Source organism: Litorivita sp. NS0012-18 (assembly GCF_040371945.1).
Lineage (GTDB): Bacteria > Pseudomonadota > Alphaproteobacteria > Rhodobacterales > Rhodobacteraceae > Litorivita.
In genome coordinates this window covers 75,733-90,473 of sequence record NZ_BAABWS010000003.1, presented here as the reverse complement: position 1 = coordinate 90,473, position 14,741 = coordinate 75,733, and the positions used below count along the sequence as shown (strand labels likewise).

Here is a 14,741-nt window from a genome sequence, read left to right as displayed (position 1 = left end):
TAAAAGGTCTGATCACCATGGCTAATTCGCCCCAAGCAAAAAAACGCGCCCGTCAGAACGAAAAGCGTTTCCAAATCAACAAAGCACGCCGTTCGCGCGTCCGCACCTATTTGCGCAAAGTTGAGGAAGCCATCGCCTCGGGCGACAAGGACGCCGCGACCGCCGCCTTGCGCGCAGCACAGCCCGAACTGATGCGCGGCGTGACCAAAGGTATCTTCCACAAGAACACCGTCGCACGCAAAATGTCGCGCCTCTCGGCCCGCGTCAAAGCAATCGGCTAAGCATTAGGCACTCCGGCGCGCGGGCGCGTTGCTGCGCCCTGATGCAAGTCATGTTTTGACCCGCCGGACAGCTTAAATACCTGATAAAAAAGGCGCCCTCACAAGGGGCGCCTTTTTCGCGTTTGCAGCAATAAAAGTTGACTCCCCAGAGCGTATTTTCACGTAAAAGAGATTCTTTTTCGCAAAACCCGAGTCAAGGTCGAAGATCAGTTGCCGCCCTCCCATACGACTTGCTAGTTTCGGTCTTGCGATTCACGTCGCCTTGAGACGAACGGACCACGCAACGGGCCTTGCCGAGATTTCGGAATGCCGATCGTGAGGGGATTACCCCGCGTCCTTCGGATCAAGATTGCTTCGCGGCCTTAACGCATGGAGCATCGGGGGCCTGTCCTGATGCTGGGGAACCATCGTTTACCGCGGCGCTTGCTAGTCCAGACCGGACTCTATCGCTCATTGCCCTCGGCAATGGGGTTGGTTGGTTTGTGCGCTGGCTTCTTATGTGACGAGAGCTGTGGGAGGCTTTCGAATTTTACTTTTGGGGTGACTGACTTGGGACAAAATTCTGCTGTGGATCGGGGACGGATGACACAAGAACAATGGGGCGAGCTGAAACAAAATCTGCTTAAGACAGTTGGACGTAATAACTTCACCAACTGGATTGAGCCGCTCGAATTTTCCGAGATTAACGAGGGCGTGGCCACCTTCCACGTGCCGACAACGTTTCTTGGCAACTATGTAAAACAAAATTTTGGTGACCTGATCTTGCATCAGATGACCAATGCGGGCGCGGATGTGCGGCGCGTGTGCTTTAGCGTGCCCGCCAATACGGCGCAGCGCCCGTCGGCGGCAAAACCCGCCAATGGCAACGCCGCGCGCCCTGCTGGGGCGCCCGCCGCCGCGACGGCGCGCGAGAATGGACGTGATGCAGCCCGCGATACGGGCCGCGATCTTTTGCCCGCCGCGCCTTTGGACGAGCGTTTTACCTTCGACAGCTTCGTTGTCGGCAAGCCGAACGAATTGGCCCATGCGGCGGCCAAACGCGTGGCCGAAGGCGGCCCTGTGACCTTCAATCCGCTCTTCCTTTACGGCGGCGTCGGCCTTGGGAAAACCCACCTGATGCATGCCATCGCGTGGGAATTGCAAGAGCGCCGCCCCGACCTCAACGTGGTCTATCTGTCGGCTGAACAATTCATGTATCGCTTTGTGCAGGCCCTGCGCGAGCGCAAGATGATGGATTTCAAATCGCTCTTCCGGTCGGTCGATGTGCTTATGGTTGATGACGTGCAATTCATCGCCGGCAAGGACAGCACCCAAGAAGAATTTTTCCACACGTTCAACGCGCTGGTCGATCAAAACAAACAGATCATCATTTCCGCCGACCGCGCTCCGGGTGAAATCAAGGACCTCGAAGAGCGGATCAAATCGCGCCTGCAATGCGGTCTGGTGGTTGATCTGCATCCGACGGATTACGAATTGCGCCTTGGCATCTTGCAATCCAAAACCGAAAGCTTCCGCCTGCAATATCCCGATCTGGTGATGGCGGATGGGGTTCTGGAATTTCTTGCGCATCGCATTTCGACCAATGTGCGCGTGCTTGAGGGGGCTTTGACCCGCCTCTTCGCCTTTGCCTCTCTCGTGGGCCGCGAAATCACGATGGAACTGACCCAAGATTGCCTTGCCGATGTGCTGCGCGCCTCCGAGCGCAAGATCACCGTCGAGGAAATCCAGCGCCGCGTGTCCGAGCATTACAACATCCGCCTGTCCGATATGATTGGCCCCAAACGGGTGCGCAACTTTGCCCGCCCGCGTCAGGTGGCGATGTATCTGGCCAAGCAGCTCACCTCGCGCAGCTTGCCCGAGATTGGCCGCCGTTTCGGCGGGCGCGATCACACCACGGTCATGCACGGCGTCAAACGCATCGAGGAATTGCGCGTCTCGGACGGTCAAATCGCCGAAGACCTCGAATTGCTGCGCCGCACGCTCGAAGCCTAGGCGCCGCGCGCCGCGATTGATGGCAAAATTACCATAGGGCCGCCGTGCAACCGCATTGGCGGCCCTATGCTATGGCCCCTGCCCTTGACGCCCCCGAAAATACAACGGAAAACAACAAAAAACACTTGAGCATGAGGGGGATTGGGGTAACCTCACCCTCCCGTCCTCAAGAGGGGACTCGGATAGGAGCGAGGGATATGAAACTCAGCATCGAACGCGCAAGCCTGCTCAAGGCGGTGTCACAAGCGCAATCAGTCGTCGAGCGCCGCAATACCATTCCGATCCTCGCCAATGTGTTGATCGAAGCCGAAGGCAATACGGTAAATTTCCGTGCCACGGATCTCGACATCGAAGTGGTGGACAAGGCCGACGCCATGGTCGAACGCGCCGGTGCAACGACCGTTTCGGCGGTGATGCTGCATGAAATCGTGCGCAAGCTGCCCGATGGCGCGATGGTCACATTGACCGATGATGCCGCCGCTGGCCGCCTGACGGTCGAAGCGGGCCGGTCGAATTTCAACCTCGCCACATTGCCAAAAGAAGATTTTCCGGTGATGGCCTCGTCGGAATACAGCTCGAATTTCTCCTGCCCCGCGCCGGTATTGCGCCGCCTCTTTGACAAATCGAAGTTCGCGATTTCGACGGAAGAGACGCGCTATTACCTCAACGGTGTCTATATGCATGTCTCGGACGCCGATGGCGGCAAGGTTTTGCGCTGCGTTGCGACCGACGGTCACCGTTTGGCGCGCATTGATGCGGATTTGCCCGAGGGCGCGGCGGATATGGCCGGCGTGATCGTGCCGCGCAAGACCGTGGGCGAGTTGCGCAAATTGCTGGACGATGATGACATGAAGATCGCCGTCTCGGTGTCGGAAACCAAAGTGCGCTTTGCCACGCCCGATATCACGCTGACCTCCAAGGTGATCGACGGGACCTTCCCCGATTACACCCGCGTCATTCCGCAAGGCAACACGCGCAAGCTCGAAGTCGACGCCAAGGATTTCGCCAATGCGGTGGACCGTGTGGCGACCGTCTCCTCCGAGCGTTCGCGCGCGGTGAAGCTGTCGCTCGACGAGGACCGTTTGGTCCTGTCGGTCAATGCCCCCGACAGCGGCGCGGCCGAAGAGGAATTGGCCGTGGCTTACGGCGACGAGCGTTTGGAGATCGGTTTCAACGCGAAATACCTTCTGGAAATCGCCAGCCAAGTGGACCGCGAAAACGCCGTGTTCCTCTTTAACTCGGCGGGCGATCCGACCTTGATGCGCGAAGGCAATGACACCTCGGCGGTTTATGTCGTCATGCCGATGCGGGTTTGACGGGCGCTTGCGCCTGACGGTATTGGCGGCGGCTGCGGGCACCCCCCGCGCCGCCGCTTTGCATTTGATCTGATCCCATGTCCAAACTCGCCCTCACCCAATTGACCCTGTCGCATTTTCGCTCGCATCACCACGGGCGGATCGAAAGCGATGGCCGCCCTGTCGTGCTTTACGGTCCCAATGGCGCGGGTAAAACCAATGTGCTTGAGGCGGTGTCGCTGTTTTCCCCCGGTCGCGGATTGCGCCGCGCCTCGGCGCAGGAGATGGCGCGCAGGCCCGAGGCCTTGGGGTGGAAAATCACCGGAATTTTGCGCTCCTTGCACCAGATGCACGAGATCGAGATATGGGCCGAAGCGGGCGGCGCGCGCCAACTGCGGATTGACGGCAAGACCGCACCGCAAGTCACCTTGGGCCGTATCGCGCGGGTGCTGTGGCTGGTGCCGGCGATGGACCGTCTTTGGATCGAAGGGGCCGAGGGGCGGCGACGGTTTTTGGACCGGATCACGCTGAGCTTTCGGCCCGATCATGCCGAGGCCTCGCTGACCTTTGAAAAAGCCATGCGCGAGCGCAACCGCCTTTTGAAGGACCAACAGCGCGATGCCCATTGGTATGGCGCGCTTGAGGCGCAGATGGCGACCGCGGGCGCGGCGATCCATGCCGCCCGCAAACAGGCCTTGGCCCGCGTTGCCGAGGCGCAGGCCGATGCGCAAACCGCCTTTCCGCAGGCGGATCTGGAATTGGTGCAAAGCGAGGGCGACATGCCCCAAAGCGCCGAAGACTATGCCGCCGCGTTGGCCGAGGGACGGCGGCAGGATCTTTATGCGGGGCGGACCTTGATCGGGCCGCACCGCGCCGATTTGCTGGGCACCTATAGCGCCAAAGGCGTGGCGGCGCGCGATTGCTCCACCGGCGAGCAAAAGGCGCTTTTGGTCTCGTTGATCCTTGCCAATGCCCGCGCCATTGCCCGCGATTTCGGCGCGCCGCCGCTTTTGCTGCTCGATGAGGTGGCCGCGCATCTGGACGAAAGCCGCCGCCGCGCGCTATATGACGAGATTTGCGCGCTGGGGGCGCAGGCGTGGATGACCGGCACCGGCGCCGAGCAATTCGAAGACCTCGCAGGGCGCGCCCAATCCATCGAAGTGACAGAAGAGGCTGGCGTCTCGAAGATTTCGGCGGCACAGTCGCCCGCATGACCCTGAGTTTTGCCGATCTTTTGCTTTATGCAGGCGCGCTTTTCGTGCTGTTCATGACACCTGGTCCGGTGTGGTTGGCGCTTGGGGCGCGGGCCTTGTCGGGGGGCTTTCATGCGGCGTGGCCCTTGGCGCTTGGCGTGGTGGTGGGCGATGTGATCTGGCCGTTTTTGGCGGTTCTGGGCGTGTCTTGGGTGGTCGGCACCTACGGGTGGGTGATGGAGGCGCTGCGCTATGTCGCGGCCTTGATGTTCCTCTTTATGGGCGTGATGCTGATCCGCAATGCCGATAAAACCATCACCTCCGACAGCCGTTTGACCCGTCCGGGGAAATGGGCGGGGTTTATCGCCGGACTGGCGGTGATCTTCGGCAACCCCAAAGCGATCCTTTTCTACATGGGCCTCTTGCCGGGGTTCTTTGATCTGACCGCGATCACCGGCGCGGATATTGCCGCGATCTGCGCGATTTCGGCGGCGGTGCCCTTGCTGGGCAATCTGGTCATGGCGGCGGTGATCGGCAAGGTGCGCGGCGCGATGACCTCGGCCAAAGCCTTGCGGCGCACGAACCTTGTCGCGGGGGCTTTGATGCTTTGCGTGGCGGTGATCATCCCCTTCGCGTGATCCGGTTTTGGTGCGGTTTGCGCCCCCTGCCCACCCGCGCCGCCAGTGGTGTTTTGCCCGCCACGCGCTTGCGACGATCACAGCGCGCAATCACGCCGTTTTACCCCTAAATATTGTGTCGAAGACGTGACATTGCCCCCAGAAATGGGTATAAATCCGCCAAACGTATTAAGGAAACACCCGATGTCCGACACCCCCAAGACGCCCGAAGACTATGGCGCGGATTCTATCAAAGTTCTCAAGGGCTTGGAGGCCGTTCGCAAACGGCCTGGCATGTATATTGGCGATACGGATGATGGCTCGGGCCTGCACCATATGGTCTATGAGGTTGTCGACAACGGCATTGACGAGGCATTGGCCGGTCACGCCGACCACGTGAAGGTCAAAATCCACGCCGATAGCTCGGTTTCCGTTTCCGATAACGGGCGCGGCATTCCCGTGGGCATCCACGAGGAAGAGGGCGTCTCGGCCGCCGAAGTCATCATGACCCAGCTGCACGCGGGCGGCAAATTCGACAGCAATTCCTACAAGGTTTCGGGCGGCCTGCACGGTGTGGGCGTTTCGGTTGTGAACGCTTTGTCGGTCTGGCTGGAGCTGCGCGTGTGGCGCGACGGCAAAGAGCATTACGCCAAATTCGGCCATGGCGACACGGTCGAGCATCTGCGCGTGGTGGGCGAATGCGGCGATCGCACCGGCACCGAGGTGCGGTTCTTGGCCTCGACCGATACGTTTTCGAACCTCGATTACAGCTTCGAGACGCTCGAAAAGCGCCTGCGCGAGCTGGCCTTTTTGAACTCCGGTGTGCGCATCCTCTTGGAGGACGAGCGCCCCGCCGAGCCGCTCAAGAGCGAACTTTTCTATGAGGGCGGCGTCAAGGAGTTCGTCAAATATCTCGACCGGTCGAAATCCACCGTGATGAGCGAGCCGATTTTTGTCACCGGCACGCGCGACGATATCGGCATCGAGGTGGCGATGTGGTGGAACGACAGCTATCACGAGAATGTGCTGCCCTTTACCAACAACATCCCGCAGCGCGACGGCGGCACCCATCTGGCGGGCTTTCGCGGCGCCTTGACCCGCACGATCAACAACTATGCCCAAAGCTCCGGCATCGCCAAACGCGAGAAGGTCAGCTTCACCGGCGATGATGCGCGCGAGGGGTTGACCTGTGTGCTGTCCGTCAAAGTGCCGGACCCGAAATTTTCGAGCCAGACCAAGGACAAGCTGGTCTCCTCCGAGGTGCGCCCCGCGGTCGAGAACCTCGTCGGCGAGAAGCTGGCCGAATGGTTCGAGGAGAACCCGAACGAGGCCAAGATCGTCGTTGGCAAGATCGTCGAGGCGGCTTTGGCGCGCGAGGCCGCGCGCAAGGCGCGTGATCTGACGCGGCGCAAGAACCCGATGGATATGAACTTCCTGAGCAGCAAGCTGAAGGATTGTTCGGACAAGAACCCCGCCAATACCGAAATTTTCCTCGTGGAGGGGGACAGCGCTGGCGGCTCCGCCCAAACGGGACGCGACCGCAAAACCCAAGCGATCCTGCCGCTGAAGGGTAAGATTTTGAACGTCGAGCGGGCGCGATTTGACCGCATGCTCGGCAGCCAAGAGATCGGCAATATGGTGATGGCGCTCGGCACCGGCATTGGCCGCGACGAGTTCAATATCGACAAGCTGCGCTACCACAAGATCGTCATCATGACCGATGCCGACGTCGACGGCGCGCATATCCGCACCTTGCTGTTGACCTTCTTCTACCGGCAGATGCCGGAATTGATCGAGGGCGGATATCTTTATATCGCGCAGCCGCCGCTCTATAAGGTTTCTCGCGGCAAATCAGAGGTTTACCTCAAGGATCAGGCCGAGATGGAAGAGTATCTGATCCAGCACGGGATCGACGGTGCCTCCTTGGTGCAGGGCAATGGCGAACATATCGTCGGTCAGGATCTGGCCCGTGTGGTCGATGAGGCGCGCCAGCTCAAGCGCGTGCTCGATGCCTTCCCGACCCATTATCCGCGCCATATCCTCGAACAGGCGGCGATTGCGGGGGCCTTCGTGCCTGGTGTGGTCGACAATGATTTGCAAGGCACCGCCGATAAGGTCGCCGAGCGGCTCAACCTGATCGCGCTGGAATATGAAAAAGGCTGGCAGGGCCGGATCACCCAAGACCAAGGCATCCGCCTTGCGCGTATCTTGCGCGGTGTCGAAGAGGTGCGCACCCTCGACGGGCCGATGCTGCGCTCGGGCGAGGCGCGCAAAACCGGCAGCTTCACCAAGAGCCTGCAAGACGTCTATAACCTGCCCGCAGCGCTGCACCGCAAGGATCGCAGCCAGATGATTTACGGCCCGCTGGACCTGCTCAAAGCGGTTCTGGACGAGGGCGAAAAAGGTCTGTCCTTGCAGCGTTATAAGGGTCTGGGCGAAATGAACCCCGACCAGCTTTGGGAAACCACGCTCGACCCCGATGCGCGCACATTGTTGCAGGTGAAAATCGACGATATGGCCGAGGCTGACGATATTTTCACCAAGCTGATGGGCGACGTGGTCGAACCGCGCCGCGAGTTTATCCAGCAAAACGCATTGAGCGTCGAGAACCTCGATTTTTGATGTTTGCGGGTTTGGTATGAAGGGGGCGCTGCGAAGAGATCGCGGCGGCTTTTTCTTGTCCCGCGCGCGCCGCGCGCCTGCACGGCGCGCTTGCGGTGCTAAAACGCCGCTTTGGGAGCGGGGCGCGGGCGCGGCGGCACAAACGGTTTGCAATCTGTGCGCATATAGGGTCGGTTGCCTGCACCCGTAATGTGAGTAATCCGGAGACGACGATGACAATGATCGCCCAACATCCAGTGGCGCCAGCGGCGCTCGGGCATCATGTGATCGCCGAATTCTACGGCGCGTGCGGCTTGTTTGACGCCGCCCCCGCCGAGCCGGTATTGCGCGCGGCCGCCGAGGCCGCCGAGGCGACGGTTCTGGATATAAACCTGCATGATTTCGGGGATCGCTGCGGATTTACCGGCGTCGCCCTTTTGGCCGAATCCCATATCTCGATCCACACCTGGCCCGAATACGGCTATGCGGCGATTGATATTTTCATGTGCGGCGAGGTGGACCCGATGCTGAGCCTTGATGTGCTGCGGCGCTATTTCAAACCCGCCGAAGAAAAGCTGCAGGTGATCAAACGCGGCTTTTCGGGCGCGGCCCTGCCTGTGGGCGCGGCCTAAGCCTTCATGCGGATGTTGCGCGCCGCGCCTGTTACTTTTGCGCTGATCGGGCTGTGCCTGTTGGGCTACGCCGCGAATGGCAATGTGGTGGTGGCGCGCGGACCTGTGCCCTTGGGCGAGGTGTTTTTGAACGTCTTCAATCACGGTTCCTTGCTGCATCTGATCGGCAATCTGGCGCTTTTGGGCTTTGCTGGACCGATTGCCGAAAAAATCCTCGGGGCCCGCCGGATGCTGGCGCTGATCACGGCCTGCATTGTGGTTGGCACTTTGGCGCAACTGGTGATGGTCGGCCCGCGGTTTTTGGGCATATCCGGCCCCGTTTACGGCGTGATCAGCTTTGCGGTTCTTGCCACGGCGCCGCGCGCGCGGTGGTGGGGCCTGTCGATGATTGCGATGATCGCCTTGGCGCTCGAGGCCACGCTTCTTTCGACCACGCTTGCGCTTTATCCCCATATCCTTTCAACCTTTCTCGGAGGAGGCTTCGCCATGTTCAATTCCCTATTCGGCAGCAAATCACCCACCCTCAAGCCGATGCAATTGTCGCATCTGTCCAAGGTGATCGCGATCATCAACGAGACCGACGAAGACGATGCCGCCGAGGCCGAGGAGCAATTTCTAAGCCAAGGCTGCGGCGGCATGTATGTTCTGGCGCAGGGCAATGAGGTTTTGGGCGTGACAGGCTATAGCCGCGACGAGCAGGTGCCTGACGTGGTCTGGCTGTCGTGGACCTATCTGCGCGGCGATCGCACCGGCGAGGGGCTGGGCGGGCAGATGCTCAACGATCTGTTGGGGATGCTCAAGGATCACGGCGTGCGCAAGATGTTCATCGCCACCAGCGACTATGCCGAAGACGGCACACCGATCTATGCCGCCGCCCACGAGATGTATGAGGAATTCGGCGCAGAGGTCGAAATGAGCCTGCCCGACTATCACGATATCGGCGAGGCCAAGATCGTCTATGGGCTGGAAAACCCCGAATACGAGGCCGCCGCCCCCGCCGCGCCCCATGAAAACACCGGCATTGCCGTGACCGGATCGGCGCCGGAGCCCGAAACCGACGGGGTTTTGGCGCTGACATGGACCGAGGCCCCCGTCGGCCTTGCTGGATTGGACTTCGCCGTGGACAAGGCCCGCGAGAGCGGCGCGCGAATGCTGGTGGTCGCCCTGCCCAGCGATCTGTCCGACGAGAATGCTGAGACACTAAAATCACACCAATTCGACCTTCGTGGGAGTTTGGACGATTACTACGCTTTAGGGTTGCACCAGCATTGGTGGGTGTGTTTGTTGAGTTCTAATTAATAGCCGGCCATCGCGCGGCACGTGAGAGGGAATTAAAATGTTTTCGAAAATCAAAGGCATCGCATTTCTGGCGGTCATCGCCTTCATCGGCTATTCGCTGTTGTTCGGCGGCAAGTCCGAGCAAACCGCCGATTTGGGTCAGGTGCTCGACCGCACGGAATTCGCTCTCACGCGCTACCAAGGCCATCTGGAGCAAAACGGCATCACCCAAGTGGCCGAAACCGAAATGGCGCAGTTCACCGGTTTTTACACCGAAGTTCTCAACGCCGAACCGCGGTTTTATGACGGGACATTCGGCCTGTCGGTGATGCAGGATGCGAAATTCCTCGGCTATGCCGATGCCAATGCCAATGGCGTGCAGGACGAGGGTGAAGGCGACGTCTTTACCGTGGAAATCGACGAGGCCAACAACCGCCTGATTGCCACGGATATGGCGGGCAATTCGTCGGGTCTGCGTTTTTCGGGAACCGGATTTCTTGCGGGTGTCTTGATCGGCAATCTGATCGGGCGTCAACGCGCCGCAGGCATCACCCCCGCGAGTTTCAACAATCGCTCCGTCACCCCGCGCAGCTCTTACCGCGCGCCGTCGAGCGCCCGTTCGGGCGGTCCGCGCATGGGCAAATAAGCCGGTCCCATATCGACCAAGGCCCGGTTGCACCCGTTGCAGGCCGGGCCTTTTTGTTTGACCTTCCTTTCACGGAGCGCGCGCGTGTCCCTGCCCCCCTCATCCCAACCCGACTATGCCGACCTGCCCAAACGCCAAGCGGTGATCTTGCTGCTGTCGATCCTGATCGTGGCGCTGTGCGGCATTGTTTACGAATTGATCATCGGCACGGTGTCGAGCTACCTGCTTGGCAATTCGGTCTATCAATTCTCGCTCACCATCGGGTTTTTCATGTTTGCGATGGGGGTCGGTTCTTATGTATCGCGCTTTATCGGCGGCAATCTGATCCAAGCCTTTGTTTATGTGGAGTTGATCCTCGCGCTGGTGGGCGGGCTGTGCTCGATCTCGCTGTTTATGCTGTTTCCCGCCGCGCCGTGGTTCTACGCCGCTGGCATGTTCGGCTTTATCTCGACCATCGGGTTTTTGGTGGGGCTGGAGATCCCGATTTTGACGCGGGTGTTGTCCGAACGCTCGACAACGCGGCAATCGATCTCTGATGTGCTCTCGCTCGATTATATCGGCGCGCTGATCGGCTCGGTCGCCTTTCCGATCCTGCTCTTGCCCTCGCTGGGGTTGATCACCGCCTCCTTTGCCATCGGATTGATCAATGCCACCGTCGCGCTTTTGAACGTCTTTTGGCTGCGCGATCATTTCGATGCGCCCAAACGGATGCTCGGGTTCGTGATTGCGACGATTATCTTGCTGTTCGGGCTGACGATGATGGCGTCGAAGATCACCGCCTTTGCGCAGGACCATTTGTATTTCGACCGCGTGGTGTGGCGCAAACAGTCGCAATATCAATCGCTTGTGGTGACCAACACGTGGAAGACCAACGACGTGCGCCTGTTTATTGACGGGCATTTGCAATTCTCGCAATCCGATGAGTTTCGCTATCACGAGGCTTTGGTGCATCCGGTTCTGGCATGGGGCAAGCCGCCCAAAAGCGTGCTGATCCTCGGCGGCGGCGACGGTTTGGCGATCCGCGAGGTGCTCAAACATCCCAGCGTCGAGAGCATCGATCTGGTCGATCTGGACCCTGCGATGACCGATCTGGGCCGCAATTTCGCGCCCATTGTGCGGCTCAACGGCGCCAGCCTCGCCTCTGACAAAGTACGCGTCGTGAACCAAGACGCCTTTGTTTTCGTCAAAGAGACGGACAAGACCTACGACCGGATCATCATTGATTTTCCCGACCCCCATAACGAGGCGCTGTCCAAGCTGTATTCGGTCGAGTTCTACGCCATGGTCGCGGCCATTCTGGCCCGCGATGGCACGCTTGTCTCGCAAAGCTCCTCGCCGTTTTTCACCCCGCATAGCTATTGGACCGTGGCGCGCACCTTGGAGGAGATTTTCCCGCAAGTCGTCAGCTACCAAACCCCGATCCCGTCTTTTGGCATCTGGGGGTTCAATATGGCAACCAATGCGCCCGACGCGGGGCTGCGCCCGCTGCCCGAGGGGCTGCGCTCGCTCAGCGCGCCCAGCTTTGCCGCCGCGCAGGTGTTTTCCAAGGACCTGCTGCCGCGCAAGGATATCGGCGTCAATTCGATCTTTGATCCGGTGATCTACCAGCTTTACGCCCAAGACCTGCACGGCGGGACATAATCCCGCCCCAGAGCAAGGCGAGAAGATGTGGACCTGTCGCGCTTTGATGCCGCTCCTTTGATAGCATTTATTGCAACTAAGGAGATGAACTATAGGACTGAAACGCACGGACGAATTCCGCGCTGATGCGGTGCGCTTAGCACTGGCCCGCGGGCTAACGCGTAAGCAGGTGGCGGATGATCTTGGTGTCGAGATGCCTGCGCTTTGGCTGGGATAGATCCGCGTGTCTATCGGCGTAGGCCGAAGCGGCCCGAAGACACCGAGCTGCGCGGGCGTCTGAAGGAACTGTCATCCGAACGACGACGGACAGCAACACCAACCACAAAGACGCATAATGAAGTTTGTGCTAAGAGTCGGGCCGTATTGACTTCAGCATGACCTCCCCCAAGGCTCGCTTTTTCATAACGAGAGGCTGCGGGTCTGGCTTCCATATTCCTTGGTTTCAGTTTGGGTAAGCGCGGCCTGCGCGGAGCCCTCAAATTTCTAAAGCACACGCCGCGCTTCAGCGGAGGGTGGTTGTCCAGCATCGCTTCAGCCAGCCACCGTTTCAACTTGGCGTTCTCGTCAATGACCAAACGCAGTATTACTCCTTCGAAAGGTTGAGAAAATTCTACATTAAAGTGTCTTACGTCAGCACCTCTGGGACAGATTTGAGGATTTGAATAACAGAGGATTTCTGGTTCATCTTATCGATTAGGAGATCGAGATGACGAAGAAGCCGTAGACATCAAGACCGCCAATCACGCCGAACACATCCGCATGCTGGACCGCATGCTCCTTGGCCTGTTCATCTCCCGCGCGGGGGCGTCTGGGGTCACAGAGGTCGAGTTCCCCGATTTCATGGACGCGCATTGAGGTGCTAGAGAGCTCGCTTGGGGAGCATCCGATGACCATGGCAGAGCGGTTCGGAAGGCGGGTGCAAGGTATCGGTGGGGGGTAAGGGCGGAGAGCGGCCGTTCGCTGCGATCCGTACCGACATCCGCACTGCGGGACGGCGTATGAATTCGCCGCGGCTGTACCGATGACCGCTTTAAGCTATTCAAAGCAAATCAGCCGACAGAAAAGAGGCGTTCAAATTCTCGAGCGCCGTCATCGGAAAATGAAACAATGCGGGTCTTCTGGTTTCGCGTCGCCCATGACAGTTCCTCGAACCGGCTAAGCAAAGCGCGGCCCAGACTTCCAGCAAGATGCGATCTGCGTTCGCTCCAGTCGAGACACTCCCGGCACAGCGGGGATTTGTTTTGGGTTAAGGCGTCAAGATCAATGTTGAGAGTTCTTACGAATGTAGCGCCAGAAGGGGTCAATTGAAGGCCTTCTTGTTCAAGGACAAGATGGCCTTGTGCCATAAGGCTGTCGAACATCTGGGTGCCCATATCGCCCGCAAGATGGTTGTAGCAAACACGCGCCTGACGCAATTCGAGATCCTTGGGACCGGTTCGTGTTCGCAAATGACCCGATCCTGCGGCAAGCCCCATCAGACCTTCCAAAACCTGCGCAACATCATCGTTGGCCAGCGAAAAATACTTGTGTCGTCCTTGTTTGCGCGGCCTGAGCAACCCACCTTGATCAAGTTTCGACAGATGCGAACTCGCCGTTTGGATCGTGACGCCCGCTTCTTCAGCTAATTCGCTCACCGTTAATGCCTTCCCGCTCATCAGGGCGGTCAGCATGTTCGCGCGGGCGGGATCACCGATCAAGGCGGCGATATGGGCGATATCGGGACCTTCTTTCATAGTTCGATGCTAATCGAAGCATTTCATCACCACAATAGGCTAGACGTTTGAAAATACCTTGAAAGGACTAAGCCATGTTGACCTGTATCATCCGCTACCACATTGACCCGACAAAGAAGGCTCAATTCGAAGAGTACTCGCGTAACTGGGGTCGGGCGATACCGCGCTGTGGTGCGGATTTGATCGGCTACTATGCGCCGCATGAAGGGTCTTCGACGCTCGCCTACGGCATCTACAACGTGGCAAGCCTCTCTGGCTACGAGGCCTACCGCGCCCGTCTGGCCGCCGACCCGCTCGGTCGCGAAAACTACGAGTTTGCCCAGAAGGAAAAATTCCTGCTGCGCGAGGACCGGACCTTTCTGAAGCTCGCATCTGCGCCGCATGGAAACAGCGCATGATCGCTGTCATTTTTGAAGTCGAACCGGCGACGGGCCGCAAGGACGACTATCTCGACATTGCCGCGCAGATGCGCCCGATGCTGAACGAGATCGAGGGCTTTATCTCAGTCGAGCGCTTCCAGAGCCTAACCAACCCGCACAAAATCCTGTCGCTGTCCTTTTTCGAGGATGAAGCGGCCATTGCCCAATGGCGCAATTTGAGTGCGCATCGCGGTGCACAGACAAAAGGGCGCGGCGGCGTGTTTGATGACTACCGGCTTCGCATCGCCAGCGTCATTCGGGACTACGGCATGTTCGACCGCGCACAGGCACCGGCCGACAGCCGGAAAGCGCATGCCAAATGAAAAACGTGCTCATACTCATGACCGGACATTCGCTGCAGCCCGCCCAGTGAGCAGGTTGGGCTCTTTGCGGTCATCCGACGCTTTTGATCG

At 59.3% G+C, this 14,741-nt stretch carries 14 protein-coding genes and 2 pseudogenes; 14 read left to right on the top strand and 2 right to left on the bottom strand.

Translation table 11 applies throughout. From position 1 onward, the window contains the following. Positions 1 to 17 precede the first annotated feature (17 nt). The 12 genes and pseudogenes from rpsT to ABWV64_RS13415 all read left to right on the top strand — a co-directional run. Entirely contained in the window at positions 18 to 281 is a 264-nt protein-coding gene (rpsT, locus tag ABWV64_RS13465) for a 30S ribosomal protein S20 (RefSeq protein WP_353346125.1), read from the top strand. 582 nt (positions 282 to 863) lie between these two features. Then, positions 864 to 2,273, top strand: a complete 1,410-nt coding sequence (dnaA, locus tag ABWV64_RS13460) for a chromosomal replication initiator protein DnaA (protein ID WP_353346123.1) — start codon at positions 864 to 866, stop codon at positions 2,271 to 2,273. Positions 2,274 to 2,470: 197 nt separating this feature from the next. Next, on the top strand, positions 2,471 to 3,589 hold the full coding sequence (gene dnaN / locus ABWV64_RS13455) for a DNA polymerase III subunit beta (RefSeq protein ID WP_353346121.1): 1,119 nt from the start codon (positions 2,471 to 2,473) through the stop codon (positions 3,587 to 3,589). Between the two features lie 77 nt (positions 3,590 to 3,666). Beyond that, positions 3,667 to 4,782, top strand: coding sequence for a DNA replication/repair protein RecF (gene recF / locus ABWV64_RS13450; RefSeq protein ID WP_353346119.1), 1,116 nt, complete (start codon positions 3,667 to 3,669; stop codon positions 4,780 to 4,782). After that, positions 4,779 to 5,399 carry a LysE family translocator gene (locus ABWV64_RS13445; protein ID WP_353346117.1) on the top strand — a complete coding sequence of 207 codons (621 nt, stop codon included), beginning with the start codon at positions 4,779 to 4,781 and terminating at the stop codon, positions 5,397 to 5,399. The genes recF and ABWV64_RS13445 overlap by 4 nt, the downstream gene beginning before the upstream one ends. A 183-nt stretch (positions 5,400 to 5,582) precedes the next feature. Beyond that, positions 5,583 to 8,000, top strand: a complete 2,418-nt coding sequence (gene gyrB, locus ABWV64_RS13440; protein ID WP_353346115.1) for a DNA topoisomerase (ATP-hydrolyzing) subunit B — start codon at positions 5,583 to 5,585, stop codon at positions 7,998 to 8,000. Between the two features lie 212 nt (positions 8,001 to 8,212). Continuing rightward, a complete protein-coding gene (speD, locus tag ABWV64_RS13435; RefSeq protein ID WP_353346113.1) occupies positions 8,213 to 8,611 on the top strand; it encodes an adenosylmethionine decarboxylase in 399 nt (132 codons plus the stop codon). Between the two features lie 6 nt (positions 8,612 to 8,617). Further along, positions 8,618 to 9,910 carry a rhomboid family intramembrane serine protease gene (locus ABWV64_RS13430; protein WP_353346111.1) on the top strand — a complete coding sequence of 431 codons (1,293 nt, stop codon included), beginning with the start codon at positions 8,618 to 8,620 and terminating at the stop codon, positions 9,908 to 9,910. Between the two features lie 37 nt (positions 9,911 to 9,947). Beyond that, on the top strand, positions 9,948 to 10,535 hold the full coding sequence (locus tag ABWV64_RS13425) for a hypothetical protein (protein ID WP_353346109.1): 588 nt from the start codon (positions 9,948 to 9,950) through the stop codon (positions 10,533 to 10,535). Between the two features lie 84 nt (positions 10,536 to 10,619). Then, complete coding sequence (locus ABWV64_RS13420) at positions 10,620 to 12,176, top strand: polyamine aminopropyltransferase (RefSeq protein WP_353346107.1); 1,557 nt, start codon at positions 10,620 to 10,622, stop codon at positions 12,174 to 12,176. A gap of 91 nt (positions 12,177 to 12,267) precedes the next feature. After that, positions 12,268 to 12,381 (top strand): annotated as a pseudogene (locus ABWV64_RS15980) (transposase); the annotation flags it as partial. Beyond that, a pseudogene (locus ABWV64_RS13415) lies at positions 12,372 to 12,482 on the top strand (IS3 family transposase); the annotation flags it as partial. The pseudogenes ABWV64_RS15980 and ABWV64_RS13415, both read left to right, overlap by 10 nt. A gap of 387 nt (positions 12,483 to 12,869) precedes the next feature. On the opposite strand, the gene ABWV64_RS13410 reads toward ABWV64_RS13415, so the two are convergent. Together ABWV64_RS13410 and ABWV64_RS13405 are read right to left on the bottom strand one after the other, a co-directional pair. After that, positions 12,870 to 13,028 carry a hypothetical protein gene (locus tag ABWV64_RS13410; protein ID WP_353346105.1) on the bottom strand — a complete coding sequence of 53 codons (159 nt, stop codon included), beginning with the start codon at positions 13,026 to 13,028 and terminating at the stop codon, positions 12,870 to 12,872. Positions 13,029 to 13,225: 197 nt separating this feature from the next. Further along, on the bottom strand, positions 13,226 to 13,909 hold the full coding sequence (locus ABWV64_RS13405) for an ArsR/SmtB family transcription factor (RefSeq protein WP_353346103.1): 684 nt from the start codon (positions 13,907 to 13,909) through the stop codon (positions 13,226 to 13,228). 74 nt (positions 13,910 to 13,983) lie between these two features. Here ABWV64_RS13405 and ABWV64_RS13400 point away from each other — a divergent pair, with 74 nt between their 5' ends. Further along, positions 13,984 to 14,307: an NIPSNAP family protein gene (locus ABWV64_RS13400; RefSeq protein WP_353346101.1), complete on the top strand. Its 324-nt coding sequence runs from the start codon at positions 13,984 to 13,986 to the stop codon at positions 14,305 to 14,307. Continuing rightward, complete coding sequence (locus ABWV64_RS13395; RefSeq protein WP_353346099.1) at positions 14,304 to 14,651, top strand: antibiotic biosynthesis monooxygenase family protein; 348 nt, start codon at positions 14,304 to 14,306, stop codon at positions 14,649 to 14,651. The genes ABWV64_RS13400 and ABWV64_RS13395 overlap by 4 nt, the downstream gene beginning before the upstream one ends. Positions 14,652 to 14,741: the final 90 nt, after the last annotated feature.

Excerpts from the sequence above, each read along its gene's own strand:
- ABWV64_RS13425 (WP_353346109.1), top strand. The coding sequence starts at position 9,948 with ATGTTTTCGAAAATCAAAGGCATCGCATTTCTGGCGGTCATCGCCTTC.
- rpsT (WP_353346125.1), top strand. The coding sequence starts at position 18 with ATGGCTAATTCGCCCCAAGCAAAAAAACGCGCCCGTCAGAACGAAAAG.
- ABWV64_RS13395 (WP_353346099.1), top strand. The coding sequence starts at position 14,304 with ATGATCGCTGTCATTTTTGAAGTCGAACCGGCGACGGGCCGCAAGGAC.
- ABWV64_RS13405 (WP_353346103.1), bottom strand. The coding sequence starts at position 13,909 with ATGAAAGAAGGTCCCGATATCGCCCATATCGCCGCCTTGATCGGTGAT.
- speD (WP_353346113.1), top strand. The coding sequence starts at position 8,213 with ATGACAATGATCGCCCAACATCCAGTGGCGCCAGCGGCGCTCGGGCAT.
- gyrB (WP_353346115.1), top strand. The coding sequence starts at position 5,583 with ATGTCCGACACCCCCAAGACGCCCGAAGACTATGGCGCGGATTCTATC.
- dnaN (WP_353346121.1), top strand. The coding sequence starts at position 2,471 with ATGAAACTCAGCATCGAACGCGCAAGCCTGCTCAAGGCGGTGTCACAA.
- ABWV64_RS13400 (WP_353346101.1), top strand. The coding sequence starts at position 13,984 with ATGTTGACCTGTATCATCCGCTACCACATTGACCCGACAAAGAAGGCT.
- dnaA (WP_353346123.1), top strand. The coding sequence starts at position 864 with ATGACACAAGAACAATGGGGCGAGCTGAAACAAAATCTGCTTAAGACA.
- ABWV64_RS13410 (WP_353346105.1), bottom strand. The coding sequence starts at position 13,028 with ATGCGCGTCCATGAAATCGGGGAACTCGACCTCTGTGACCCCAGACGC.
- ABWV64_RS13430 (WP_353346111.1), top strand. The coding sequence starts at position 8,618 with ATGCGGATGTTGCGCGCCGCGCCTGTTACTTTTGCGCTGATCGGGCTG.
- ABWV64_RS13445 (WP_353346117.1), top strand. The coding sequence starts at position 4,779 with ATGACCCTGAGTTTTGCCGATCTTTTGCTTTATGCAGGCGCGCTTTTC.
- recF (WP_353346119.1), top strand. The coding sequence starts at position 3,667 with ATGTCCAAACTCGCCCTCACCCAATTGACCCTGTCGCATTTTCGCTCG.